Source organism: Pseudomonas sp. App30, from assembly GCF_047947025.1.
GTDB lineage: Bacteria > Pseudomonadota > Gammaproteobacteria > Pseudomonadales > Pseudomonadaceae > Aquipseudomonas.
Genome location: NZ_CP133165.1, coordinates 5,189,212 through 5,213,372, shown reverse-complemented (window position 1 = coordinate 5,213,372; position 24,161 = coordinate 5,189,212). Strand labels below are relative to the sequence as shown.

General features: G+C 61.0%; 20 protein-coding genes and 1 pseudogene. 12 read left to right on the top strand and 9 right to left on the bottom strand.

Annotated elements, in window-relative coordinates; all coding sequences use genetic code 11:
• The first annotated feature begins 60 nt into the window (after nt 1–60).
• Nucleotides 61–1,344, top strand: a complete 1,284-nt coding sequence (locus RAM80_RS24080) for an NAD(P)/FAD-dependent oxidoreductase (protein WP_416422913.1) — start codon at nt 61–63, stop codon at nt 1,342–1,344.
• A gap of 104 nt (nt 1,345–1,448) precedes the next feature.
• On the opposite strand, the gene fadD1 is transcribed toward RAM80_RS24080, so the two are convergent.
• Nucleotides 1,449–3,146 (bottom strand): long-chain-fatty-acid--CoA ligase FadD1, encoded by a 1,698-nt coding sequence (fadD1, locus tag RAM80_RS24075; RefSeq protein ID WP_416422912.1) that lies wholly within the window; start codon nt 3,144–3,146, stop codon nt 1,449–1,451.
• Nucleotides 3,147–3,425: 279 nt separating this feature from the next.
• The gene (gene fadD2 / locus RAM80_RS24070; RefSeq protein WP_416422911.1) at nt 3,426–5,114 is read right to left on the bottom strand and encodes a long-chain-fatty-acid--CoA ligase FadD2; all 1,689 of its coding nucleotides are present in this window, start codon (nt 5,112–5,114) and stop codon (nt 3,426–3,428) included.
• Between the two features lie 207 nt (nt 5,115–5,321).
• Here fadD2 and RAM80_RS24065 point away from each other — a divergent pair, with 207 nt between their 5' ends.
• The 7 genes and pseudogenes from RAM80_RS24065 to RAM80_RS24035 all read left to right on the top strand — a co-directional run bounded on the left by RAM80_RS24065 (nt 5,322) and on the right by RAM80_RS24035 (nt 9,843).
• Complete coding sequence (locus tag RAM80_RS24065; RefSeq protein WP_416422910.1) at nt 5,322–6,266, top strand: lysophospholipase; 945 nt, start codon at nt 5,322–5,324, stop codon at nt 6,264–6,266.
• 31 nt (nt 6,267–6,297) lie between these two features.
• Nucleotides 6,298–6,768, top strand: a complete 471-nt coding sequence (locus tag RAM80_RS24060) for a MaoC family dehydratase (RefSeq protein ID WP_416422909.1) — start codon at nt 6,298–6,300, stop codon at nt 6,766–6,768.
• Nucleotides 6,769–6,913: 145 nt separating this feature from the next.
• Nucleotides 6,914–7,015, top strand: a pseudogene (locus RAM80_RS24055) (hypothetical protein); the annotation flags it as partial.
• A gap of 101 nt (nt 7,016–7,116) precedes the next feature.
• Nucleotides 7,117–7,974: a DUF2515 family protein gene (locus RAM80_RS24050; RefSeq protein WP_416422908.1), complete on the top strand. Its 858-nt coding sequence runs from the start codon at nt 7,117–7,119 to the stop codon at nt 7,972–7,974.
• On the top strand, nt 7,971–8,606 hold the full coding sequence (locus RAM80_RS24045; protein ID WP_416422907.1) for a hypothetical protein: 636 nt from the start codon (nt 7,971–7,973) through the stop codon (nt 8,604–8,606). The genes RAM80_RS24050 and RAM80_RS24045 overlap by 4 nt, the downstream gene beginning before the upstream one ends.
• Nucleotides 8,603–9,238 (top strand): hypothetical protein, encoded by a 636-nt coding sequence (locus RAM80_RS24040; protein ID WP_416422906.1) that lies wholly within the window; start codon nt 8,603–8,605, stop codon nt 9,236–9,238. Before RAM80_RS24045 ends, RAM80_RS24040 begins: the two co-directional genes overlap by 4 nt.
• A gap of 32 nt (nt 9,239–9,270) precedes the next feature.
• Complete coding sequence (locus RAM80_RS24035) at nt 9,271–9,843, top strand: hypothetical protein (protein WP_416422905.1); 573 nt, start codon at nt 9,271–9,273, stop codon at nt 9,841–9,843.
• A 394-nt stretch (nt 9,844–10,237) separates the two neighbouring features.
• On the opposite strand, the gene RAM80_RS24030 is transcribed toward RAM80_RS24035, so the two are convergent.
• Both RAM80_RS24030 and RAM80_RS24025 read right to left on the bottom strand, forming a co-directional pair.
• Complete coding sequence (locus RAM80_RS24030) at nt 10,238–10,399, bottom strand: hypothetical protein (protein ID WP_416422904.1); 162 nt, start codon at nt 10,397–10,399, stop codon at nt 10,238–10,240.
• A gap of 59 nt (nt 10,400–10,458) precedes the next feature.
• Nucleotides 10,459–10,803, bottom strand: coding sequence for an aspartate-semialdehyde dehydrogenase (locus RAM80_RS24025; RefSeq protein WP_416422903.1), 345 nt, complete (start codon nt 10,801–10,803; stop codon nt 10,459–10,461).
• Between the two features lie 190 nt (nt 10,804–10,993).
• Between RAM80_RS24025 and rapA the strand changes: the two genes are divergently transcribed.
• Nucleotides 10,994–13,840: an RNA polymerase-associated protein RapA gene (gene rapA, locus RAM80_RS24020; RefSeq protein ID WP_416422902.1), complete on the top strand. Its 2,847-nt coding sequence runs from the start codon at nt 10,994–10,996 to the stop codon at nt 13,838–13,840.
• Nucleotides 13,841–13,932: 92 nt separating this feature from the next.
• Here rapA and RAM80_RS24015 read toward each other — a convergent pair whose 3' ends face one another.
• The 3 genes from RAM80_RS24015 to RAM80_RS24005 are packed head-to-tail and all read right to left on the bottom strand — an operon-like array spanning nt 13,933 to nt 16,504.
• The gene (locus RAM80_RS24015; protein ID WP_416422901.1) at nt 13,933–14,721 is read right to left on the bottom strand and encodes an ABC transporter permease; all 789 of its coding nucleotides are present in this window, start codon (nt 14,719–14,721) and stop codon (nt 13,933–13,935) included.
• Nucleotides 14,718–15,518: an ABC transporter permease gene (locus tag RAM80_RS24010; RefSeq protein ID WP_416422900.1), complete on the bottom strand. Its 801-nt coding sequence runs from the start codon at nt 15,516–15,518 to the stop codon at nt 14,718–14,720. The genes RAM80_RS24015 and RAM80_RS24010 overlap by 4 nt, the downstream gene beginning before the upstream one ends.
• Complete coding sequence (locus tag RAM80_RS24005; protein WP_416422899.1) at nt 15,518–16,504, bottom strand: ABC transporter ATP-binding protein; 987 nt, start codon at nt 16,502–16,504, stop codon at nt 15,518–15,520. The genes RAM80_RS24010 and RAM80_RS24005 overlap by 1 nt, the downstream gene beginning before the upstream one ends.
• Before the next feature lie 622 nt (nt 16,505–17,126).
• Here RAM80_RS24005 and RAM80_RS24000 point away from each other — a divergent pair.
• Nucleotides 17,127–18,329 (top strand): MFS transporter, encoded by a 1,203-nt coding sequence (locus RAM80_RS24000; protein ID WP_416422898.1) that lies wholly within the window; start codon nt 17,127–17,129, stop codon nt 18,327–18,329.
• 12 nt (nt 18,330–18,341) lie between these two features.
• Here RAM80_RS24000 and RAM80_RS23995 read toward each other — a convergent pair whose 3' ends face one another.
• The gene (locus RAM80_RS23995) at nt 18,342–19,691 is read right to left on the bottom strand and encodes a spinster family MFS transporter (RefSeq protein ID WP_416422897.1); all 1,350 of its coding nucleotides are present in this window, start codon (nt 19,689–19,691) and stop codon (nt 18,342–18,344) included.
• 244 nt (nt 19,692–19,935) lie between these two features.
• Between RAM80_RS23995 and RAM80_RS23990 the strand changes: the two genes are divergently transcribed.
• Entirely contained in the window at nt 19,936–22,206 is a 2,271-nt protein-coding gene (locus tag RAM80_RS23990; RefSeq protein WP_416422896.1) for a putative bifunctional diguanylate cyclase/phosphodiesterase, read from the top strand.
• A gap of 109 nt (nt 22,207–22,315) precedes the next feature.
• On the opposite strand, the gene RAM80_RS23985 is transcribed toward RAM80_RS23990, so the two are convergent.
• Nucleotides 22,316–22,621 (bottom strand): DUF2288 domain-containing protein, encoded by a 306-nt coding sequence (locus tag RAM80_RS23985; protein ID WP_416422895.1) that lies wholly within the window; start codon nt 22,619–22,621, stop codon nt 22,316–22,318.
• A gap of 373 nt (nt 22,622–22,994) precedes the next feature.
• On the opposite strand from RAM80_RS23985, the gene RAM80_RS23980 reads away from it, so the two are divergent.
• Nucleotides 22,995–24,113 (top strand): branched-chain amino acid ABC transporter substrate-binding protein, encoded by a 1,119-nt coding sequence (locus tag RAM80_RS23980; protein WP_416422894.1) that lies wholly within the window; start codon nt 22,995–22,997, stop codon nt 24,111–24,113.
• Nucleotides 24,114–24,161: the final 48 nt, after the last annotated feature.

The following is a 24,161-nucleotide window of genomic DNA, read 5'->3' as shown; positions in this document are numbered from 1 at the left end:
GAGCTTTTGCGGACCAAAAGCTCGCTGGCAAGCCAGCTCCCACATAAAGAGCGCTTACCCATGACTCAACGCATCAACTCCTACTACACCGCCACCCTCAACCAGGAAACCGACTTCCCGGTGCTGCAGGGCACCCATAGCGTCGACGTGGCCATCATCGGCGGCGGCTTCACCGGCGTGGCCACCGCCGTGGAGCTGGCGGAAAAAGGCCTGAAGGTCGCCCTGCTCGACACCCACAAGATCGGCTGGGGCGCCAGCGGGCGCAACGGTGGCCAGGTCACCGGCAGCCTTTCCGGCGACGAGGCCATGCGCAAGCAGATGCGCCGCAAGCTGGGCGCCGAGGTGGATGATTTCATCTGGCACCTGCGCTGGCGCGGGCACGAGATCATCCAGCAGCGGGTGGCGAAATACGGCATTGAGTGCGACCTCAAGCACGGCCACCTGCACGCGGCCATGAAGCCGTCGCACCTCACCGAACTGCGCGCCTCGCTGGAGGAAGCCCAGGCCCGTGGCATGGGCGACCAGGTGACGCTGCTGGACCAGGCCGGCGTGCGCCAGCATCTGGACAGCCCGCTGTACCTGGGCGCCCTGAAGAACACCCGCAACATGCACCTGCACCCGCTCAACCTGTGCCTGGGCGAGGCCCGCGCGGCGCAGTCGCTGGGGGCGCTGCTGTTCGAGCACAGCGAGGTGCTGGACATTGTCCATGGCCCGCGCCCTGCCGTGGTCACCGCCAACGGCCGCATAGAAGCCAGGCAAGTGCTGCTGGCCGGCGACGTCTACCACAAGCTGGAACCGGGCAAGCTCAAGGGCAAGATCTTCCCGGCCATGGGCGGCATCGTCACCACCCGGCCGCTGGGTGAACTGGCGCGCCAGCTCAACCCCCAGGACCTGGCGGTGTACGACTGCCGCTTCGTGCTGGACTACTACCGCATGACCGCCGACGGCCGCCTGCTGTTCGGTGGCGGCGCCAACTATTCCGGCAAGGACTCGCGCGACATCGCCGCCGAGCTGCGCCCATGCATCGAGCGCACCTTCCCGCGCCTGCAGGGCGTAGACATCGAATTCGAGTGGAGTTGCGCCATGGGCATCGTGGTCAACCGCATCCCGCAACTGGGCAAGCTGTCGGACAACGTCTGGTACTGCCAGGGCTATTCGGGGCATGGCATCGCCACCAGCCACATCATGGGCGAGATCATGGCCAACGCCATGACCGGCACCCTGAGGCAGTTCGACACCTTTGCCGGCTGCCAGCACATCAAGGTGCCCATGGGCGATGTGCTGGGCAACCCGTTGCTGGCGGTGGGGATGTGGTACTACGGGATGCTGGAAAAACTGCGCTGAAAAACGCCTGTAGCCGCTGCCGCCAGGCTGCGCTGGCCCTATGCCTCGCCGGAAATCTCCAGCGTACGTAAAGGCCAGCGCAGCCTGCGGCAGCGGCTACAGGGTTAGGCTATCTTCTTCAGGCCCAGCTTCTTCAGTTCCTCGTCACGCAGTTCACGGCGCAGGATCTTGCCGACGTTGGTGGTCGGCAGGCCGTCGCGGAACTCCACCGAGCGCGGCACCTTGTAGCCGGTGACGTTGGCGCGCATGTGCTCCATCACCTGGTCCTTGGTCAGCGTCACGCCCGGCTTGGCGACGATGAACATCTTGATGGCCTCGCCGGACTTCTCGTCCGGCACGCCGATGGCCGCGCACTGCAGCACGCCCGGCAGGGTCACCAGCACGTCTTCCAGCTCGTTGGGGTAGACGTTGAAGCCGGACACCAGAATCATGTCCTTCTTGCGGTCGACGATGCGCATGTAGCCGTCGTCCTGGATCACCGCAATGTCGCCAGTCTTCAGCCAGCCCTCGGCGTCGAGTATCTCGTCGGTGGCGTCCTGGCGCTGCCAGTAGCCCTTCATCACCTGCGGGCCCTTCACGCACAGCTCGCCCACTTCGCCCAGGGCCAGTTCGCGGCCGCTGTCATCGGTGACCTTGCAGCGGGTGGACGGCACCGGAATGCCGATAGTGCCCACCTGGATGTTCTGGATAGGGTTTACCGACGCCACCGGGCTGGTCTCGGTCATGCCGTAGCCTTCGCAGATGGCGCAGCCGGTCACGCTTTTCCAGCGGTCGGCAGCGGCCAGTTGCAGGGCCATGCCGCCCGACAGGGTGACCTTCAAAGCCGAGAAGTCGAGGTTGCGGAAGTCGGCGTTGTTGCACAGCGCCACGAACAGGGTGTTCAGGCCGACGAAGCCGCTGAACTTCCACTTCGACAGTTCCTTGACCATGGCCGGCAGGTCGCGCGGGTTGCTGATCAGGATGTTGTGGTTGCCGATCAGCATCATCGCCATGCAATGGAAGGTGAAGGCGTAGATGTGGTACAGCGGCAACGGCGTGATGAGGATCTCGCACCCTTCGTTGAGGTTGGAGGCCATCAACGCCTTGCACTGCATCATGTTGGCGATCAGGTTGCGGTGGGTGAGCATCGCGCCCTTGGCCACGCCGGTGGTGCCACCGGTGTACTGCAGCACGGCGACGTCTTCGGCGTTGGGGTTGGCTTCGCGCACGGGCTGGCCGTGGCCCTTGGCGAGCACGTCGTTGAATTTGACGGCGGTGGGCAGGTGATAGGCCGGCACCATCTTCTTCACGTACTTGATCACGCTGTTGACCAGCAGGCGCTTGACCGGCGGCAGCAGGTCGCCGACCTGGGTGACGATCACGTGCTTGACCGAGGTCTTGGGCACCACGTGCTGCGCCAGGTGGGCCATGTTGGCCAGGCACACCAGGGCCTTGGCGCCGGAGTCGTTGAACTGGTGTTCCATTTCCCGTGCGGTGTACAGCGGGTTGGTGTTGACCACGATCAGGCCTGCGCGAATCGCACCGAACACCACCACCGGGTATTGCAGCACGTTGGGCAGCTGCACGGCGATTCGATCACCGGGCTGCAAGTCGGTATGCTGTTGCAGGTACGCCGCGAAGGCGCCAGACAGTTCGTAGAGTTGACCGTAGGTGAGCGTCCTGCCCAGGTTGCTGAACGCCGGCTTGTCGGCGAAGCGCTGGCAGGACTGCTTCAATACAGCCTGAATGTTCGGGTACTCATCAGGATTGATGTCCGCAGCAATACCTGCTGGGTACTTATCCTTCCAGAAATTTTCGATCATGGAAGCCCACTCCTCCAGCACAGCGAATTCATCACCGCTTCGTATGCGATTATTATTGATAGGTGATCACGGTACGTGAAGCACCGATCGATCGAAAGCGCGCCGAGAGTAGCAGCTTTGGAAAAGGTCGCATAGAGGCCGAATTGGCCCGACCGGTCACGGAAATGACTCTATGAATTCCAGTAGTCATTTTTAGAGTAAAAATACTATTGTGCTGGGACGCGGCCTGCGGCCGCTGCTACAAAACCCTGTAGCAGCGGCCGCAGGCCGCGTCATGCCTCACGCAATATCCCGCAACTCACGCCGCAGGATCTTGCCCACCGCCGTCATCGGCAGCGACTCGCGCAGCACGATGTGCTTGGGCACCTTGTAGCCGGTGAAGTTGGCCTTGCAGTAGGCCTTCAGCTCCTCGAGGCTCACGCCACTTTCACGCGGCACCACAAACAGCTTCACCGCCTCCCCCGAGCGCTCGTCCGGTATGCCGATGCAGGCGCAGTTGGCCACCTTGGGGTGGGCCATCACCACGTCTTCGATTTCGTTGGGGTACACGTTGAAGCCGGAGACGATGATCATGTCCTTCTTGCGGTCGACGATACGCACGAAGCCGTCGGGGTCGATCACACCGATGTCACCGGTGCGCAGCCAGCCCTCGGCGTCCAGCGCCTCGGCGGTGGCGTCGGGGCGCTGCCAGTAGCCCTTCATCACCTGCGGGCCCTTCACGCACAGCTCGCCACGCTCGCCCCCGGGCAGCTCGTTCCCCTGGTCATCGATAATCTTCAACTGCGTGCCCACCACCGGCAGGCCCACGGTGCCCAGGCGCGCGGCGGCGCCATAGGGGTTGGTGCTGACCACCGGCGAGGTCTCGGTCAGGCCGTAGCCCTCGACGATGCGGCAGCCGGTGAGCTTTTCCCAGCGGTCGGCGGTGGCCTTCACCAGCGCCGTGCCGCCGGAGTTGGTGACCTTGAGGTGGGAGAAGTCCAGGTCCTTGAAACCGGGGTGCTCCATCAGCGCCACGAACAGCGTGTTGAGGCCCAGCAGCGCGGTGAACTGCCACTGCTTGAGTTCCTTGATGAACGCAGGGATGTCGCGGGGGTTGCTGATCAGCACGTTGTGGTTGCCGGTGACCATCATGCCCATGCAGTTCGCCGTGAACGCATAGATATGGTACAGCGGCAGCGGCGCGATCATGACCTCCTGGCCTTCGCGCAGGATCTTCACGCCGTGCTCGTCGGTCTGCTCGAAACAGCACAGCACCTGCTGCATGTTGGCCACCAGGTTGCCGTGGGTGAGCATCGCGCCCTTGGACAGACCGGTGGTGCCGCCGGTGTATTGCAGCACGGCGATGTTGTCGAGGGTCAGCGGCACCGGCGTCGGCGTGTGCCCGCGGCCCAGGCCGAGGGCGCGCTTGAGCGAGATGGCCTGGGGCAGGTCGAAGGCCGGCACCTTCTTCTTCACCTTGTCCACCAGGGTGTTCACCAGCCAGCCCTTGGCGGCGGGCATCAGGTCGCCCATGCGCGCCTCGATCAGGTAGCTGATGCCGGTGTCGGGCAGCACTTCCTGCACCAGCTTGCCGAACATGTTCAGGTACACCAGCGCGCGGGCGCCGGAGTCCTTGAACTGGTGGCGCATTTCCCGGGCGGTGTACAGCGGGTTGGTGTTGACCACGATCAGGCCCGCGCGCAAGGCGCCGAACACCACGATGGGGTATTGCAGCACGTTGGGCAGCTGCACGGCGATGCGGTCGCCGGGCACCAGGTCCGTCTCGTGCTGCAGGTAGGCGGCGAATTCCGCGCTATGGCGCTCAAGCTCCGCGTAGGTGAGGGTCACGCCCAGGTTGCTGAAGGCCGGGCGGTCGGCGAATTTGCGGCAGGAACGCTCGAACACCTCGACCACCGACTTGTACGCCCCCAGGTCCAGCGTGGTGGGCACCCCGGCGGGGCGTTTATCGTTCCAGAATTCAGCTTGCATTATTATTGTCCTCTTGCCTGAGCCGATTCAGGCCGCCCATTCCGTACGCAGCGGCCGGTGCTTTGCCGACGTTAGCAGTTAAGCAAGCACTGGCAAACACGCCAGGTGCCGTCATTAACATCGTGAATCTAAATGCTGCGCCGCGCTGGATTCGCGCCATGGGCTATACAATGAGCTCGTCCCCACCGCACCGTGCAAGGAACCGCCATGCCCGCCGAGGCGTTCTGGCTTGAAGCCAGTGATGATTGCCGTTTGTACGTCCATGCCTGGCGGCCCGAGGCGCCGCCCAGGGCCGTGGTGCTGCTGGTGCACGGCATGGCCGACCATGGCGGCCGCTACCAGCGCCTGGGCCAGGCGCTGGTAGCGGCCGGGCTGGCGCTGTACGCCCCGGACCTGCGCGGCCACGGCCACACCGCCGAAGGCGGCGTGCTGGGCCACTACGCCGACGCCAACGGCTGGAACCGCGTGCTCGACGACCTGGCCGTGCTGGCCCGCCACGCTCGCCAGGCCCACCCCGGCGCGCCGCTGTTCCTGCTGGGCCACAGCATGGGCAGCTACCTGGTGCAGGGCTACCTGCTGCACCACAGCGCCAGCGTGCAGGGCGCCATTCTCAGCGGCTCCAACTACCAGCCGGCGCTGTTCTACCGTGCCGCGCGCCTGGTGGCCCGCCTGGAACGCCTGCGCCAGGGCCCGCGCGGGCGCAGCGCGCTGATCGAATGGCTGTCGTTCGGCTCGTTCAACAATGCCTTCAAGCCCACCCGCACCGCGTTCGACTGGCTGAGCCGCGACCCGGCCGAGGTGGACCGCTACATCGCCGACCCGCTGTGCGGCTTCCGCTGCACCAATCAATTATGGCTCGACCTGCTGGCAGGCCTGGCGCAAATCAGCCAGCCGGGCAGTCTTGCGCAGATCGATCGCGGCCTGCCGCTGCTGATCATCGGCGGTTCATGTGATCCGGTCAGCCAGGGCAAGCGTCTCACTGATCTGGCCCGTGCACTGGGGCGCACCGGCAACCGCCAGGTGGAGCTTGTGCTCTACCCTGACGCCCGCCATGAAGTGCTCAACGAACTCAACCGCGAGCAGGTCACCGCCGACCTGCTCGCCTGGCTGCAGCGGGCCCTGGCCATCCAGCGCCCGGCACGCAGCGAATAACCGCACTACTGACGAAAAGGAACAGTCACCCATGACCCAGGTCACCAACACCCCGTACGAAGCCCTCGAAGTGGGCCAGAAAGCCACCTTCAGCAAGACCGTCGAAGAGCGTGACATCCAGCTGTTCGCCGCCATGTCCGGCGACCACAACCCGGTGCACCTGGACGCCGAGTTCGCCGCCGCCACCATGTTCAAGGAGCGTATCGCCCACGGCATGTTCAGCGGTGCGCTGATCAGCGCCGCCGTGGCCTGCGAGCTGCCTGGGCCGGGCACCATCTACCTGGGCCAGAAAATGAGCTTCCAGAAGCCGGTGAAAATTGGCGACACCCTGACCGTGCGCCTGGAAATCCTGGAAAAGCTGCCGAAATTCCGCGTGCGCATCGCCACCCAGGTGTACAACCAGCGTGACGAGATGGTGGTGGACGGCGAAGCCGAGATCCTGGCGCCGCGCAAGGAGCAGACCGTGAACCTGGTAAGCCCGCCGGCCATTACCATCGGCTGATGACGAGGTAGCCGCTGCCTGCTGGCAGCGGCTACAACCTTACTTCAAGACCTTTCCTACGCCTCATCGCGAAACATCTGATTTTTCCCTCCCGACTGCTGCCCTAGCGTGACCGTCCCTGCACACAAACAAGGACGCGTCAGCCATGCAGCGCTACCACATCACCGTGGGTGCCCGTACTACCGCTGGCGGCACCGTGACTTCGGGCTCCAGCCGCAGCACCATCAATGACCAGCCAATGGCCCGCGAAGGCGACGAGGTAGACTGCCCGGCCTGCGCCAGCACGGGGCGGATTGTGAAGACCCGCGCTTCCAGTGGGCCGGCCTGGCGGCCTTCGCCTCCAAACAGGTGGGCTGCGGCCTGCTGCACGCAGCCGAGTCCATCGAGAAGGTTCAGGCCGAACATGACACCCGCCAGCACCTGGAGCAAAGCGCCCGGCGCGGCTTCTTCGGGCTGTTCAGCAGCCGCAGCGAGCGGGAGCGGCGGGAGAAAGTCGACGCGTTCAAGCAGAGCCGGCACGAACATCAAGCCGCCCGCGACAACAACCCGGTGCCAAATATCGACCTGCGGCGCACGGGCGAGCCGTTATCGCTGGTGCAGCAGCAGTTGCAGCATGTGTACGACATGCTGGCGATGGGGAATACCACGCTGTTCCTGGATGTTTATCCGCTGCATCTTTTTTATCGGGAGCGGGGATTGGGGGCGTTGGAGGGGTGTTTGCCGGTTCGTGTTGAACTGTACAAGAAGCATCCGGTGCTGTGGCTGGTTCAGCGGGAGACGTTGGCGTTTGGCCGAGTTCGTACTGAGGTTCTGGAAACGTTTCGTGCAATTGAGTCAGGGAAAATTGCGAACAGCGTCGAATCTCTCGCCAAGCATGAACAGGTCAATATCCTGCAACCCGTCATGTATGGCAATTCACAGTTTGTGCGCCTGTTAAGAGGCAACCATCTCTCGTTCGTGATTGGATTCCCGTCCGGCGCCGCGCAAGCGATTGAGCTAACGCTAGCCAACCAGTGCCGACGAATCGATGATGAGCGCACCATAAGTTTCGGCAACAACCCGTTTGCCGACCTGTCGGATATCAACCAGCGTATGCCGTTCGTGCTTAACGCTGCTACGAGGTTCGATCACCTGCTCAATAGCAGCAGCCGCACTCTCATAGAACAATCCCTGCGCAATATCGCTTCGGCAGGGATGGAGCCATGACCCGCATAACCCGGTTGGGCTGGCGGCATGCATTGATTGCTTTGGCAGTGCCTTTTCTGATCACGGTAGACGTACTTTCGGATGACCCGGAAATAGCGTTGGTCATTGGCGAGCCTTTTGAGGATATGCGCCGACGTTCCAGCGCATCCATTGCACCCGCGTTTACGGGCCATAGCTGGTTCAGCATTCCCAAGTCCGACGCCCGCTTGAACTTCATGGATGCCCACTATGGGTTTGTGACGCCATTGGCCCGCTTCTTTGTTGTCATGTACGACGAGGGGCTGATCGGCAGTGTGCGAATGTCTCCTCAAACAGAGCCACTCCTACTCGACGAAACCCTCAAAATTGCTTTGGACTTACAGGACCAATGGCGTCGAACCGGGTGGACACTCACCCGGCCGGGGGATTTTCCAGCCATCGCCGACACGCCTGCCTGGCGAGAGCGCCTTAGACAAAGACGCACAGGCATCACTACGTATTGGCAGGCAGAAGATCGATACCAGGTCGTCATGGATATCGGCAGATTTACCGACCGCAGGCGCCCGGATGAAGAGCGCTATCTCATCTCGCTGGCGGTATCAAAGCCTTTCGTGAAACCTTGGGAAGGTTATTCGGCGCCAGTTGCACCATGAGCACGCTACATCTTCTGGGGTGGCGGCATGCATTGATTGCCTTCGCGATACTGTTCCTGTTCACGTTCAAAGCTTTTTCGGACGACCCCGAAATTGCGTTAGTCATCGGCGAACCCTATGAGGACATGCGTCAGCGATCCAGTGCCTACATCCCCCCTGCACTCCCCGGAGAAATATGGTTCAACATCCCGGACTCCGACGCACGCCTGAACTTTATCGACCCCACCTACGGATTTGTAACGCCACTGGCCCGTTTTTTTACGGTGATCTACGACAAAGGCTTGATTAACAGCGTGCGAATGTCCCCACAAATCGAACCGCTCCTACTCGACGAAACCCTGAAGGTCGCGCTGGACTTGCAGGACCAATGGCGCCGAACAGGCTGGACTTCCACCCGACCTGATGAATTCCCACCTATCGCTGGTACCCCTGCCTGGCAAGAGAGAATTCAGCAAAGCCGTAACGGGATAAAAACCTACTGGCAAGCAGGCGACCAGTATCAAATCATGCTAATGGTTGGGCGCTTTGCCGACAGCCGACACCCTGGTGAAGAGCGCTATCTCATCTCGCTGTCGCTTGCAGAGCCTTGGGTAAAACCTTGGGAAGCGTATGACACGCTCGCTGTTCCATGAGCCTGAAACAACACTTGGGCTGGAGGCACGTGATGATTGCCCTGGCGATACTGTTCCTGATCACATTCAAGGTTTTTTCGGACGACCCCGAAATTGCTTTAGTCATCGGCGAGCCTTATGAGGACATGCGCCAGCGGTCCACTGCCTACATCAGCCCTGCACTCCCAGGCGAAACATGGTTCAGCGTTCCAGATTCTGACACTCGCTTGAATTTCATGGACGCCCAATATGGATTTGTCACCCCCCTGGCCCGTTTCTTTACGGTGCTTTACGACAACGGCTTGATTAACAGCGTGCGACTGTCCCCTCAAATCGAACCACTGCTATTCGGAGACGCTCTTAAAATCGTGCTCGACTTGCAGGAACAGTGGCACCGAACCGGTTGGACACCCACCCGACCTGACGACTTCCCACCCATTGCAGACACCCTAACCTGGCGAGACCGACTGCAAAGAAACAGCCTAAGTGGAAAAACTTTTTGGAATGCGCACAACAAGTATCAGGTCATGTTGGGAATTAGGCGCTTCGACGATCCGAATAATCCTGGCGATGAGCGTTATCTAATATCGCTGTCCGTCGCCGACGTTTGGGTAAAACCACTGTGAATAGCTACGGCGGCGGTCCGCCCATGAGCCTGCACCGTCTTCTGGGCTGGCGGCAAGCATTGAATCAAGCCATTGCACGTTGCAAGAGATGTAGCAGCTGCCGCCAGGCTGCTACATCCTGTGGGAGCTGGCTTGCCAGCGAGCTGTTGGGGCCATAAAAGCTCGCTGGCAAGCCAGCTCCCACAAGACAGTTGCTGCTACACCTCTTGCAACTTGCCACGGACAGTTTGTGTTGGGGGGGGATTTCCAAGCGGTTATTGAAGGGCAAAAAAATGGGCGACCGAAGTCGCCCTAAATGCCTTGCGTGCTCTGTTGAAGCGCAAACCGCGTTTGCGTTCGATGGAGCAAAGATTAGCGAAGCCCTGGCCAGGGGAAACTGACCCAGGTCAAGGTTTCAACGCTTCTTGGGCTTTTTCTTCGGCTTTTTCTTCGCCGCGCCCAGGGGCATGGCCTGCTCGAACTGCTGGCGCATGTCGTTCAGGCGCTTGTCGTTGAGGTCGTGGACGCGCTTGGCGCGCTCCGCGGAGAAGTCGATCAGCTTGTCGTCCTGGCTCATGGTCACTACGTCAGGTGGGGCGAAATAGGCCTTCATAATGGCGGCAGACGCCCGCCGGATCAAACCTCGATGTCCACCCACAGGCCCTGGCGCGGTTCGTCGTCGATCAACGGTGCCACCGGCACGGTGTTGTCGGCGTTGAGTTCGTGGCCCGGCACCGGCAAATGCGCCTCGGGGTCGTTCTCGGCCTCTTCGCGCTGGCGCTGGCGGCGGCGCTGGCGCTCGGCTTCCTCGCGCAGCAGCAGGGCGGCGGTTTCCTGGTCACGCTGGCGCAGGTCGATCTCGCTCTCGTCCGACGTCGGCTGCGTGGGCGCCACCGGCGCGATCACCGTGGGCGCTGGTCTGACCGGGTCCAACTGCGACGTCACCGGGACTACGCTGAGTGGAAGGATGGGTGGCAACATGTTCGAGTTCTCCTGTTGCCGGGGTAACGGCGGCAGGTGGTTCGGCTTGAAAGGTTTCTCCTTGAAGTATCGACTCCGTCACAAACAGTTTAGTGCAATCGGCGTGAGCAGCTTCCCGACGAGACTCTTTGGCCCTGAGCCCCATCATCCGGTACCATAGTCGGCTTTTTCATGGCGGGAGTCAGGCAGCATGGCGCAGCAGTATCAACCGGGGCAACGCTGGATTAGCGACAGCGAAGCAGAGCTAGGTCTTGGCACCGTTCTGGCACAGGACGGTCGCTTGTTGACCGTGCTCTACCCGGCCACTGGCGACACTCGCCAATACGCCCTGCGCAACGCGCCGCTGACCCGGGTGCGGTTCTCTCCAGGTGACCAGATCACCCATTTCGAAGGCTGGAAGCTTACCGTCCAGGAAGTCGAGGACGTCGACGGCCTGCTGGTGTACCACGGCCTGGACGCGCAGAACCAACCCTGCACCCTGCCCGAGACCCAGCTCTCGAACTTCATCCAGTTCCGCCTGGCCAGCGACCGCCTGTTCGCCGGCCAGATCGACCCGCTGGCCTGGTTCTCGCTGCGCTACAACACCCTGGAGCACACCAGCAAGCAGCTGACCTCCTCGCTGTGGGGCCTGGGCGGCGTGCGCGCACAACCCATCGCCCACCAGCTGCACATCGCCCGCGAAGTGGCCGACCGCATCGCCCCGCGCGTGCTGCTGGCCGACGAAGTAGGCCTGGGCAAGACCATCGAGGCCGGCCTGATCATCCACCGCCAACTGCTGTCGGGCCGTGCCGCCCGCGTGCTGATCCTGGTGCCGGAGAACCTGCAGCACCAGTGGCTGGTGGAAATGCGCCGCCGCTTCAACCTGGAAGTCGCGCTGTTCGACCGCGAGCGCTTCATCGAAAGCGACGCCACCAACCCCTTCGAGGACGCGCAACTGGCGCTGGTCTCGCTGGAGTGGCTGACCGAGGACGAGAAGGCCCAGGACGCGCTGTTCGCCGCCGAGTGGGACCTGATGGTCGTCGACGAAGCCCACCACCTGGTGTGGCACGAGACCAAGGCCAGCCCGCAGTACGCGCTGGTGGAGCAACTGGCCGAGGTCATCCCCGGCGTGCTGCTGCTCACCGCCACCCCGGAACAGCTGGGCCAGGACAGCCACTTCGCACGCCTGCGCCTGCTGGACCCGAACCGTTTCCATGACCTGGCCGCCTTCCGCGCCGAGAGCGAGCACTATCGCCCGGTGGCCGAAGCCGTGCAGGAGCTGCTGGACAAGGGGCGCCTGTCGCCCAAGGCCCACGAAACCATCCACAACTTCCTGGGTGCCGAGGGCGAGGCCCTGCTGACCGCCGTCAACGACGGCGATGCCGAGGCCAGCGCGCGCCTGATCCGCGAACTGCTGGACCGCCACGGCACCGGCCGCGTGCTGTTCCGCAACACCCGCGCCGCCGTGCAGGGCTTCCCCGAGCGCAAGCTGCACCCGTACCCGCTGGCCAACCCGGACGAGTACATGGAGCTGCCGCTGGGCGAACACGCCGAGCTGTACCCGGAAGTGGCCTTCCAGGCCCAGGCCGAGACCGACGAGGAAAACCGCTGGTGGCGCTTCGACCCGCGCGTCGAATGGCTGATCGACCAGCTGAAAATGCTCAAGCGCACCAAGGTGCTGGTGATCTGCGCCCACGCCGAGACCGCCATGGACCTGGAAGACGCCCTGCGCGTGCGCTCCGGCATCCCGGCCACGGTGTTCCACGAGGGCATGAACATCCTCGAGCGTGACCGCGCCGCCGCCTACTTCGCCGACGAAGAGTTTGGCGCCCAGGTGTTGATCTGCTCGGAAATCGGCAGTGAAGGCCGCAACTTCCAGTTCGCCCACCACCTGGTGATGTTCGACCTGCCGGCCCACCCGGACCTGCTGGAGCAACGTATCGGCCGCCTGGACCGTATCGGCCAGAAGCACGTCATCGAACTGCACGTGCCGTACCTGCAGGACAGCCCGCAAGAGCGCCTGTTCCAGTGGTACCACGAGGCGCTGAACGCGTTCCTCAACACCTGCCCTACCGGCAACGCCCTGCAGCACCAGTTCGGCCCGCGCCTGCTGCCGCTGCTCGAAGGCGGCGACGAAGACAACTGGGACACCCTGGTGGCCGAGGCCCGCGGCGAGCGCGAGCGCCTGGAAAGCGAGCTGCACACCGGCCGCGACCGCCTGCTGGAGCTGAACTCCGGCGGTGGCGGCGAAGGCAAGGCGCTGGTCGCCGCCATCGAGGAACAGGACGACCAGTTCGCCCTGCCGATCTACATGGAAACCCTGTTCGACGCCTTCGGCATCGACAGCGAAGACCATTCCGACAACGCCCTGATCCTCAAGCCGAGCGAGAAAATGCTCGACGCCAGCTTCCCGCTGGGCGATGACGAAGGCGTGACCATCACCTACGACCGCCACCAGGCGCTGTCGCGTGAAGACATGCAGTTCATCACCTGGGAACACCCCATGGTGCAGGGCGGCATGGACCTGGTGCTGTCCGGCTCCATGGGCAACACCGCCGTGGCGTTGATCAAGAACAAGGCGCTCAAGCCCGGCACCGTGCTGCTGGAACTGCTGTACGTCAGCGAAGTGGTGGCCCCGCGCGCCCTGCAACTGGGCCGCTACCTGCCGCCCCAGGCGCTGCGCTGCCTGCTGGACGCCAACGGCAACGACCTGTCGTCGCGCGTCTCGTTCGCCACCCTCAACGACCAGCTGGAAAGCGTGCCCAAGGCCAGCGCCAACAAGTTCATCCAGGCCCAGCGCGACGTCCTCACCCCGCGCATCAACGCCGGCGAGACCAAGGTCCTGCCGCGCCACCTGGAACGCGTGGCCGAAGCCAAGCGCCGCCTGGCCGCCGAAACCGAAGAAGAACTGGCCCGCCTGACCGCCCTGCAGGCCGTCAACCCCACCGTGCGCACCAGCGAACTGGATGCACTGCGCAAGCAGCGTGAACAGGGGCTGGCGATGTTCGAGAAGGCGGCGTTGCGGTTGGAAGCGATTCGGGTGTTGGTGGCGGGTTGACCGCTTAGCTTGATCCGGAAAAGAAGCCCGCGCGATGCGGGCTTTTTTTATGGTTTTTTCGCGCGGCCACGCTTGCCCTCCCCCATCGCACATCAACTACTGGCGCTTTCGTACGAACGCAAAGCAAAGACCCAGAACATTCTTGAAATGCAGAGTGAGATCAGGCAAGCCAGAGTTGCACCTACCACAGATGCTTGACTTGCCATTCCCATAGCGCCGTCTACAGGTACGTTCGAAATAAAGTATATAGGAACAAAAAACGTCAGCAGTACCCGAACGGACTGTGGAAAAGCCGAAACTGGAAAACGGCCGACCTCCATGATGGTGTAACTGACAATCCAGATATCTCCGATCTTTACGAACCATATAGACAGCGTGCAGGTAATCAAGAACAACGAATAAAAAATTGCGACGCCTCCCATCAGCAGGCCAGCAAAAACCAGTAGGTTGCTGCCCCCCAACGTGCCTTGGGCGTGCATCGAATAGACGACGACGGCAACACCAATGATCGCTCGCGGCAGCTCCCAGATATTAACTTTTGAGAATGACACCGAAAACTGACAGTCAACCGGGCGAAGCAAAAGGCAATCCAGGTCTCCGGTACGAACTTTTTCTGACAACGCATGCAGGCTTGGAAACAGCCACATTTCAAGCAGCCCCTCGAGAGTCAGGGCCACGCCAAACAAAGCAAGCACTTGGTAAATATTCCACCCTCCAAGGCTGCCCACTTCAGCGAACATGGCATCTAGAAAATAAAGCGCCAAGATCAACCCAACCAATGTAGTGATCATATTGGCGACGGCGTTCGTCCTGAACTCCATTTCCTCAATAGCCGAATGCCTGACCAGCGCTGCCAGAATTTTCAGATTCCTCAAGGTCATATACCCGCCCCCGAAAACCGTTTCAACCCTTGCGTCCAGAGTTTACGGCGGAGGGCAACGAGCGTGAAAACCCAAAAAAGCTGGACAGAGAAACCCTGCAAATACTCTACCCCTGACGCCTTCCCGAGCAGAACCTTGACGGGAAAGTCTAGCGCTGCGGCGAACGGCAACAACAAAACGATCGAGCGAGTTGCCTCAGGCAACAGATCAATGGGAATGAGCGTGCTGCCAAGAACGGTGTATAACGACCAGACAGCAGCGTCAAATGCAACAGAGTTGGCCGTCCAGAATGCGAGCAAACCAACACAATAATAAATATGAAAAACTATAACCCATGCCAACACAAGCGCCACCAGGAATAGTGGCAACTGCTTAATCACCACCTGCAGATCGATCGAAAAAATCAACCCACCAATACAGAACACAGTGACTACTATCGGTGCACGCACCAGCATCTTCCCCACTGGTTCAGCGACATGAAACCAGAAAGGCGGAATTGGCTTGAGCAGCCTCCCCGAGAGTGTGCCTTTGCGTATTTCATCGTTAAGAACGAAGATAACCCAGGCCGCCGTGAGCTGGCGGACCAAATAGACCCCCAAGAAATATCCTGCAAAATCCTTCGCCGTATAGCCGTTGATTACTTTGTCTCGTGAAATCTCCCACCAGATCATCATCATAAATAAAGGCGCGACGCCACTGAGCAACCACACAACTAGCTGAGCCCTGTAGATGATCGTCATCTGCACGCTGATTCGGAGGAGCTGACCAGCAACGGCGAGCATTGAAAATTTGGTCATTAGCAAACAGGTTCCTTCGCCAGCAGCAATCGAGGGAATGCCTGTTCAAGCGAAGGCCGCTGGATCGAAATATCCGTTACAGGCAGGTTCGCAAGCAGCCGAGCGACAGCATCGGTTACTTGGCCGTCAGGCACCAAAATTTCCGCGCCATCAGGTGTCAGACTAATAAGCGTACCGTAAGCCAGAAGTGACTCTCGACACACAGGCAGTGAGAAGCGGAGGGAAACCTGTCGCTCGGACACTTGGGCTTTCACCAGTGCTTGGCGATCACCGTCAAATACGATTCCCCCTTCATTCAAGACGATTACCCGGTCAGCCAAGGCTTCTATATCTGCCATGTAGTGTGACGTCAATATGATGGTCGCCCCCGTTTCTTTATTGTAATCAAATAGGAATTTGCGGATAGCCGCCTGCATCGCAAGATCAAGACCAATTGTGGGCTCATCGAGAAACAGGATATTTGGACGGTGCAACAACGAAAGCATCAACTCGCATTTCATCCTCTCACCCAGTGATAGCTTCCTCACCGGACGATGAATGATGTCATCGGCCGATAGCAATTCACATAATTCTTTGATCCGCTGACGGCGCTCCGTAGGGGGGATATCGTAAAGCGCGGCTTGAAGATGGAATGACTCAAGCGCCGGCAAGTCCCAGGTCAGTTGTTGCTTCTGCCCCATGACTAACGCAATCGACTTGAGAAAGTCGCGCTGCCTCTTGAACGGCTCTTGCCCGAGCACGCACAAGCTCCCGGCACTGGGCCTTATTATTCCCGAGAGCATTTTCAGTGTGGTGGTCTTTCCTGCGCCGTTACTACCCAGAAACCCAACCACCTCCCCCTCATCAATGGAAAAGGAAACATCCTTGACGGCTGAAATGCTAATCTGCTCTCTACGAAAGTATCGAAACAAATTGCGTGAGGCTTGGTCAGTCCTGTGCACTCGGTACACTTTACTTACAGCAGACAACTCAATTACCTTTGACATACTCTTCCGCACCCACCCCGCTCACTGTAGAAGTTATTTTCGAACCTCGCCCTTATCAGCTTGATGCTTCAACAGCATGTCACTACTGAGGTGCCGTGCCTATAGGTTTGATTACACCAAGGAAGTCGTCAAGGGCAAAATCTGATTTCGGGTCTCGGCCAGCTTTGAAAAGACCCTCCTCGCCCACGCTTAGTTGCTAGCCATTAGCAAGCCAAATAAACCGAGAGCACAACCATAGCGCTGCTAGCAGAATAAACCACAACCCCATCAACAAGTTGTAAAACGCAACTGCCACTGCCAAGCGAAGACGATCTCGGCCCGTAAACCCACTATCGCGCCTCCCACCCATTACGACTGCAACACCTTGAAAAATCTTTCCAGAAAGACCCGACACAGCCACAAGCCCAGCAATATCCGGAAATAATTTCACTCAGCATGCACTCTCAGAAAACTACAGCACAAAGCTTGCTATTTCACCAATGCGGTGTGGGGGCAAACCCAACATCCCGTTACAACTCCATGAATTGCCATCCACACGAATGCCGACCAAGATTCAGCCTACGCGGCACGGCGCCAACTCCAGCGACCAAAAAACAAAAGCAACCCGACACCAGGAGCCACCATGCGGTCCACTCAAACATTTCCGGCCGACATCACCACCCAACGCCTTACGTTATTTTATTTCCTTGTTTCATTCTCAGTAGAACGCGGGCTTTTCGTATTCTTCCTGAAGGAGAATGGATATACGCTTATTGAAATCGGGCTACTCCAAACAGCCTTTTCAGTTTCACTGTTTTTATTTGAGTTACCCAGCGGCTATTTAGCCGACAAATTTGGGCGGGTAGCCGCGCTTGCAGCAGGAGGGTTATTAGCGACAACGAGCTTGTCCGGACAATTTATTTTTGTAGCCTGCCTGCCACTGACGACAGTCTTCTTCATCACTCACGCGCTGTCTTTCTCTTTAATCTCCGGGTCTTTAAGCAGCGCACTGCACCAACATCTCACCACGCTCGATGTCTTGCACCGGTACTCGAGCCACTACGCAGCCCTCCAGTTCGCAGGCAGCCTTTCATTGGGACTGGCGATGATCGCCGCAGCCCCGATCCTAAGCCTGGGGGGATGGACCGCAATCTACGTGACTTCCGTCTTCGTGACCGGACTCAGCGTAATCGTGATATTCCCGCTTGCTCGTCAGGAAGCGTCAGCCTTGACGGCAAGCACACACTCCATAAAGCTCACCATCTTCATCAAGGAGTTGGTCGCCATAGCGCCCATCGCGATTCCCTTTGCGATGATACATGCCGCAATGACACCCTATTTTCTCTACGCCAGTTCTTCATTCCATGAGGCAGGCTTGAGCAAAGGCGCGGCCAGCGCCGCTGTAGGCATCGCGGAGATACTCAGCGCAATCGCGGTCCTGTGCCTGACACGCTTCCTGCCAGCTACGTCGAAACACAGCATACCGACCCTCATGCTACTGACGTCCGTTGTCATTGCAGCGAACCCGCTGTATTCCCCATACGTGGCAATCACCGCTTTCCTCATTGCCAACACCTTGACGCTTTGGGCAACCATACTCACCAACAACACCATAAACTCGACCATCAAAGCGGAACATCTCAGAACAACAACCTTATCGGCGGCAGCGTTTGTTGACATGCTATTCATTTCAGCTGGGTTCATGACCTATGGTTTCGTGGCCGAATCGTACTCCAGCAGCATCTCGCTACTCGCCGTTTCGATTTTCCCCCTCGCAGGAGCGATCACGCTTATCGCAACCACAAAAACAATAAGCGGCAGGAAAAGCAGCGCTTCATCCAGTTAGCAATCTCCGCCGCTACGCACCCACCACCACCCCACCCTCCGCCCGAACCACCACCATCCCCTCCCGCATCCGCTGCGCATCCCGCTTGAAGCTCCTGGCCGCCAACCCCAGGAACACCAACGTCATCACCAACGCCACCGGTATCGACAGCATGGCGTCATGCAGCCCTTCGGCCTTGAACACTTCGCTCATTTCACTGGCCCCGGCCGCGGCCATGGCCTGGTGGGCGAAGCGGTCGCTGAGCAGACCGGCCACTACCGGCCCCATGGAGCCGCCCAGCAGGTACAGGCCGGCGAAGAACAGGGCCATGGCGGTGGCGCGCATGCGTGGGTGCACGACTTCCAGGATGGCGGTGTAGGCGCAGGTATAGAAGGCGTAGCTGAAGAACCAGCCCAGGCCGAACACGGTAACGAACAGGCCGATGTCGATGCGCCCGGCCATCAGCGCCCAGGCGGTGGCGCTGGCGGCGACCACCATGCAGCTGGCGGCCAGCACCAGGCGGCCGTTGGCCAGGCGTTGCTGGACCTTGTCGGCCACCCAGCCGCCCAGGGTCAGGCCTACCAGGCCAGTGACGCCGACGATGACGCCGGTGGACACTGCGGCCTGGTGCAGCGGCAGGTGGAAGTAGCGTTGCAGCAGCGGCACCATGAAGCTGTTGCAGGCGTAGGTGGCGAAGTTGAACGCCAGGCCCGCCAGCACCAACCAGCAGAAGGTGGGGATGGCCAGCAGCCGGCGCAGGGGCTTGTCCAGCGGCTGCTGGGACACCGGCTCGGCCTCGGCGGCGCCGCGCGCTGGTTCGCGGATGGTGAACATGAACAGCGCCAGCAGCAGCCCCGGCACCGCCGCCACGAAGAACGGCGCGCGCCAGTTGCCGAAGAACTCGACCATGGCGCCAATGGTGAAGAACGCCAGCAGCAGGCCCAAGGGCAGGCCGAGCATGAAGATGCCCATGGCCCGGCCACGGCGCTGGGGCGGGAACAGGTCGCCGATCAGCGAGTTGGCCGCCGGCGCGTAGCTGGCCTCGCCGATGCCGATGCCCATGCGCACCAGCAGGAAGGTCCAGAAGCCACCGACGAAGCCGTTCACCGCGGTCAGCGCGCTCCACACCGCCAGCCCCCAGCCCATCATCTTGCGACGCGAGCCAGTGTCAGCCATGCGCCCCAGGGGGATGCCGGCCACGGCGTACACCAGGGTGAAGGCGGTGCCGGCGATGCCCAGTTCGAAGTCACTGAGGTGCCACTCCATGCGCAGCGGCTCGATGATGATGGCCGGAATGGTGCGGTCGAAGAAGTTGAACAGGTTGGCCAGGAACAGCAGGAACAGGATGCGCCACGCGTGGGGCGCCTGGGCGGATGTCGGCATGAGTGGGCTCGCTATTCTTGTTATTGGGCCTGATGAAATCTAGAAGGTGAATTCGCGCATGTCCGTTGCATCAGCTAGCGTGATGGTGAGGCATTGACAGACGGGGCGCTGGTTATCGCGGATGGCTATTGTATTGATTACGAAATGATTGGAAGCACTTTGCCAGCAGGCAAGGGCCACCTTCTATACTGTTCCTGAATAGCCACCTCTGGGTGGTGTGGGGGCGTTTGTCCAGAGGCATGCTATGGATTGGCTCGGCTTACATTTCATCGGCGACTTGCCCGAATCAGGGCAGATCCTGCTCAACTGCAGCCACAACCCGTTCCTGGTACTGCTGGCCTATGTCGTGGCCTGCGCCGGCAGTTTCGCCACCCTCGACATGGCCGAGCGCATCAGCCATGTCGAACGCCCCGGCGCCCGCCACCAGTGGCGCTGGATCGGCGCGCTGTGCCTGGCCGGCGGCATCTGGGCCATGCATTTCATCAGCATGCTGGCCTTCGAAACACCCATCGAGATGCATTTCGACCTGCCGATCACCGTGGTCTCGCTGCTGATCGCCCTGGTGGCCGGCCTGCTGGCCATGAGCACCCTGAGCCGCGAAGTCATCACCCTGCCCGACTACATCAAGTCGTCGATCGGCATCGGCCTGAGCATCGCCGGCATGCACTACGTGGGCATGGTCGCCATGCGCTCCAATGCCACCCAGTACTTCGAGCCCAAGCTGTTCGTGCTGTCCATCCTCGTGGCCATTGGCGCCAGCTTCGCCGCGCTGATGCTGGCGCGGCACTTCCGCAACGGCAGCGGCACCTTCCACCAGTTGCTCAAGTACAGCGCCAGCCTGCTGATGGGCGCCGGCATCGTCGCCACGCACTTCCTGGGCATGTGGTCGCTGGTGATGGCCGTGCCCCAGGGCAGCGCGCTGCACGCGCCCATGGTCGACAACAGCCTGGAGCTGGGGCTGACCGTGGCGTTCATCACCCTGCTGATCATTGCCAGCAGCCTCAGCGCGGCGCTGGCCGACAAGAAGCTGCAGAGCAAGGAGCACGACCTGCGCCGGGTCAACGCCCTGCTCAGCCAGCTGGACCAGGCGCGGGTGTCGCTGCAACAGGTAGCCCACTACGATGCGCTGACCAACCTCATCAACCGCCGCGGCTTCAACCAGCTGTTCGGCGAAAAACTGATCGAGCAGAAACTCAACGGCGGCATGCTGGCGGTGATGTTCCTCGACATCGACCACTTCAAACGCATCAACGACAGCCTCGGCCACGACGCCGGCGACGAGCTGCTCAAGGTCATCGCCGGCCATATCAAGGCCGCCACCCGCAGCCACGCCGACGTGGTGGCGCGGTTTGGCGGCGACGAGTTCTGCATCCTGATTGCCATGAACAACCGCGACGAAGCCCGGCACATGGCCCAGCGCATCATGCTGAAGATGAAGGAGCCCATCGACCTGGCCGGCCGGCGCATGGTGATGACCACCAGCATCGGCATCAGCGTGTTCCCCGATGATGGCGACTCCTGCGAAGAGCTGCTCAAGCACGCCGACCTGGCGCTGTACCAGTCCAAGGGTGCGGGCCGCAACGCGTTGCATTTTTTCAGCGCCAACCTGCGCACCAAGGCAACGCTTGAGCTGCAACTGGAGGAAGAACTGCGCAATGCCCTGCGCTCGGGTGACGAGCTGGAGCTGTTCTACCAGCCCATCTTCGACCTGCACAGCGGCCAGGTGTCCAAGCTGGAGGCGCTGATCCGCTGGCGCCACCCGCAGCACGGCTTGCTCAGCCCCGACCGCTTCATCGCCATTGCCGAGACCAACGGCCTGATCGCCGAACTGGACAACTGGGTGCTGCAACGGGCCTGCCGCGACCTGGCGCACCTTGGCCATAACGGCTGCGAGCAACTGAAGATCACGGTGAACTGCTCAGCCCTGAACCTGGCCCGCGAAGAGCTGGTGGGCGAGATACGCGAGGCCTTGGCCGAAGCGGGGGTGGCGCCCCAGCGCCTGGAGCTGGAGGTGACCGAGAACGCGCTGATGGGCAACATCACCACCACCATCAGCCTGCTGTCGCAGATCCGCGCGCTAGGCGTGTCGCTGTCCATCGATGACTTCGGCACCGGCTATTCGTCGCTGGCCTACCTCAAGCGCCTGCCGCTGGACACCCTGAAGATCGACCGCTCGTTCATCCAGGACATCCCCCGTTCGGCCGCCGACATGGAGATTGTCCAGGCTATTATCGTCATGGCCCACACCCTGCACCTGCAGGTGGTGACCGAAGGCGTGGAAACCGTGCAGCAGTACGAATTCCTCAGCCGCTACGGCTGCGACTACGTGCAGGGCTACCTGCTGAGCCGGCCGGTGCCACTGTCGGAGCTGCGGCCGATCCTGGACCAGCTCAACCAGTACCCTGGCAACAGCAACAGCTACCCGGTGCCCACCCGCGCCAACGACGAACGCGTCGTGCGCGACCTGTTCGCCGAGGCGCCCGCCACCCAACCCCTGGCCCGCCCGGCCAGGTAAACCCGAGCGCCCCGTAGCAGCTGCCGCAGGCGGCGTCCGGCCACACCGCCAATGGGTGATCGGACGCAGCCTGCGGCAGCTGCTACGAGGCACCGTTGTGGTGCAGGAATTACTGCGCTGCCCTTTCCTGGATCAGCACCCAGGGCGACACCACCACCGCCCACAAGGTTGGATTTCGTTCAACACAGTCCAGCGCCTGCGATTCAGACACCTTGTCGAGCAAACCTTCGCTCATCCACTGCGCCACTTTCGCGCCATCATCCGTGGCCACGGCCTCCGCGGCAGCGACCAAATCCAGCGCAGGCTCGACCCACAACAGGGCACCGCGGGCAAAAAACGGTTGCAGCTCCTGCCATCCGATAACGGCGGTCTCGCCGAGCAGCTTGGCATAGAGGGTGCTAGGTTGTTCAGTCATGGGTTTCACCAAAAATAAAATCTGGCGCAATGATAACGTCCGGATTGCCTTGGAAAAACCCGGTTTCAAATAAGTGATTGATTGGCAAGTTCGGAAAAGCCAAGGATGACGACCTGCTGCACCGGTTGCGCCGCCGTAATTCTGTAACTTCCTGTCGATAAAGCGACACCCTGGCCATTTGCCCCCAGGCGCCAGCTTTTCAATGGAACAAGCGGCGCTCTACACTGTACCGGTACAGTTACCGGGGGCTGATCGGGGTGTCTGCCGTTCGCTCGGGCAGTCGTGGAAACACACGACACCCGTCTCGACATGACCCGGTCCTGCAGCTTTCGCCGCAAGACTATAAAAAATACAACAGTTAGAGTGGAGCATTATGACTAAGCAGATTTCCAAGCTGTTCGCCGCCATGGTCCTGGCGGGGGTTGCCAGCCATTCGTTCGCTGCCGACACCATCAAGATCGGCATCGCCGGTCCTAAAACCGGCCCGGTTACCCAATACGGCGACATGCAGTTCATGGGCGCCAAGATGGCCATCGAGCAGATCAACGCCAAGGGCGGCGTCGATGGCAAGAAGCTCGAGGCCGTCGAATACGATGACGCCTGCGACCCGAAACAAGCCGTGGCAGTGGCCAACAAAGTGGTCAACGATGGCGTCAAGTTCGTCGTCGGCCACCTGTGCTCCAGCTCTACCCAGCCTGCTTCGGACATCTACGAAGACGAAGGCGTGATCATGATCACCCCGGCGGCCACCAGCCCGGAAATCACCGCGCGCGGCTACAAGATGGTCTTCCGTACCATCGGCCTGGACAGCGCCCAGGGCCCTGCGGCCGGCAACTACATTGCCAAGTTCGTGAAGCCCAAGCTGGTTGCCGTCATCCACGACAAGCAGCAATACGGCGAAGGCATCGCCACCGCCGTGAAGGCCACCCTGGAGAAGGACGGCATCAAGGTGCCGGTGTTCGAAGGCATCAACGCCGGCGACAAGGACTTCTCGTCGCTGATTGCCAAGCTCAAGCAAGCCAACGTCGACTTCGTCTACTACGGCGGCTACCACCCCGAGCTGGGCCTGATCCTGCGCCAAGCCAAGGAAAAAGGCCTGAACGCCAAGTTCATGGGCCCTGAAGGCGTGGGCAACGACTCCATCTCGCAAATCGCCCAGGACGCTTCCGAAGGCCTGTACGTGACCCTGCCGAAATCCTTCGACCAGGACCCGGCCAACAAGGAACTGGCCGACGCCTTCAAGGCAGCCAAGAAGGACCCGAGCGGCCCGTTCGTGTTCCCGGCCTATTCGGCGGTTGAAGTCATCGCCGACGGCATCAAGGCTGCCGGTAGCGAAGACACCGCCAAGGTGGCCGCGGCCATCCACGCCGGCACCTTCAAGACGCCTACTGGCGACCTGAGCTTCGACGCCAAGGGCGACCTGAAGGACTTCAAGTTCGTGGTCTACCAATGGCACTTCGGCAAGCCGAAGACCGAAGTCAGCCCTCAGTAAACGCTGCCTGACACGCCACGGAGCCCACTGCGCGAGCAGTGGGCTTTG

Excerpts from the sequence above, each read along its gene's own strand:
- RAM80_RS24080 (WP_416422913.1), top strand. The coding sequence starts at position 61 with ATGACTCAACGCATCAACTCCTACTACACCGCCACCCTCAACCAGGAA.
- fadD1 (WP_416422912.1), bottom strand. The coding sequence starts at position 3,146 with ATGATCGAAAATTTCTGGAAGGATAAGTACCCAGCAGGTATTGCTGCG.
- fadD2 (WP_416422911.1), bottom strand. The coding sequence starts at position 5,114 with ATGCAAGCTGAATTCTGGAACGATAAACGCCCCGCCGGGGTGCCCACC.
- RAM80_RS24065 (WP_416422910.1), top strand. The coding sequence starts at position 5,322 with ATGCCCGCCGAGGCGTTCTGGCTTGAAGCCAGTGATGATTGCCGTTTG.
- RAM80_RS24060 (WP_416422909.1), top strand. The coding sequence starts at position 6,298 with ATGACCCAGGTCACCAACACCCCGTACGAAGCCCTCGAAGTGGGCCAG.
- RAM80_RS24045 (WP_416422907.1), top strand. The coding sequence starts at position 7,971 with ATGACCCGCATAACCCGGTTGGGCTGGCGGCATGCATTGATTGCTTTG.
- RAM80_RS24040 (WP_416422906.1), top strand. The coding sequence starts at position 8,603 with ATGAGCACGCTACATCTTCTGGGGTGGCGGCATGCATTGATTGCCTTC.
- RAM80_RS24035 (WP_416422905.1), top strand. The coding sequence starts at position 9,271 with ATGATTGCCCTGGCGATACTGTTCCTGATCACATTCAAGGTTTTTTCG.
- RAM80_RS24030 (WP_416422904.1), bottom strand. The coding sequence starts at position 10,399 with ATGAGCCAGGACGACAAGCTGATCGACTTCTCCGCGGAGCGCGCCAAG.
- RAM80_RS24025 (WP_416422903.1), bottom strand. The coding sequence starts at position 10,803 with ATGTTGCCACCCATCCTTCCACTCAGCGTAGTCCCGGTGACGTCGCAG.
- rapA (WP_416422902.1), top strand. The coding sequence starts at position 10,994 with ATGGCGCAGCAGTATCAACCGGGGCAACGCTGGATTAGCGACAGCGAA.
- RAM80_RS24015 (WP_416422901.1), bottom strand. The coding sequence starts at position 14,721 with ATGACCTTGAGGAATCTGAAAATTCTGGCAGCGCTGGTCAGGCATTCG.
- RAM80_RS24010 (WP_416422900.1), bottom strand. The coding sequence starts at position 15,518 with ATGACCAAATTTTCAATGCTCGCCGTTGCTGGTCAGCTCCTCCGAATC.
- RAM80_RS24005 (WP_416422899.1), bottom strand. The coding sequence starts at position 16,504 with ATGTCAAAGGTAATTGAGTTGTCTGCTGTAAGTAAAGTGTACCGAGTG.
- RAM80_RS24000 (WP_416422898.1), top strand. The coding sequence starts at position 17,127 with ATGCGGTCCACTCAAACATTTCCGGCCGACATCACCACCCAACGCCTT.
- RAM80_RS23995 (WP_416422897.1), bottom strand. The coding sequence starts at position 19,691 with ATGCCGACATCCGCCCAGGCGCCCCACGCGTGGCGCATCCTGTTCCTG.
- RAM80_RS23990 (WP_416422896.1), top strand. The coding sequence starts at position 19,936 with ATGGATTGGCTCGGCTTACATTTCATCGGCGACTTGCCCGAATCAGGG.
- RAM80_RS23985 (WP_416422895.1), bottom strand. The coding sequence starts at position 22,621 with ATGACTGAACAACCTAGCACCCTCTATGCCAAGCTGCTCGGCGAGACC.
- RAM80_RS23980 (WP_416422894.1), top strand. The coding sequence starts at position 22,995 with ATGACTAAGCAGATTTCCAAGCTGTTCGCCGCCATGGTCCTGGCGGGG.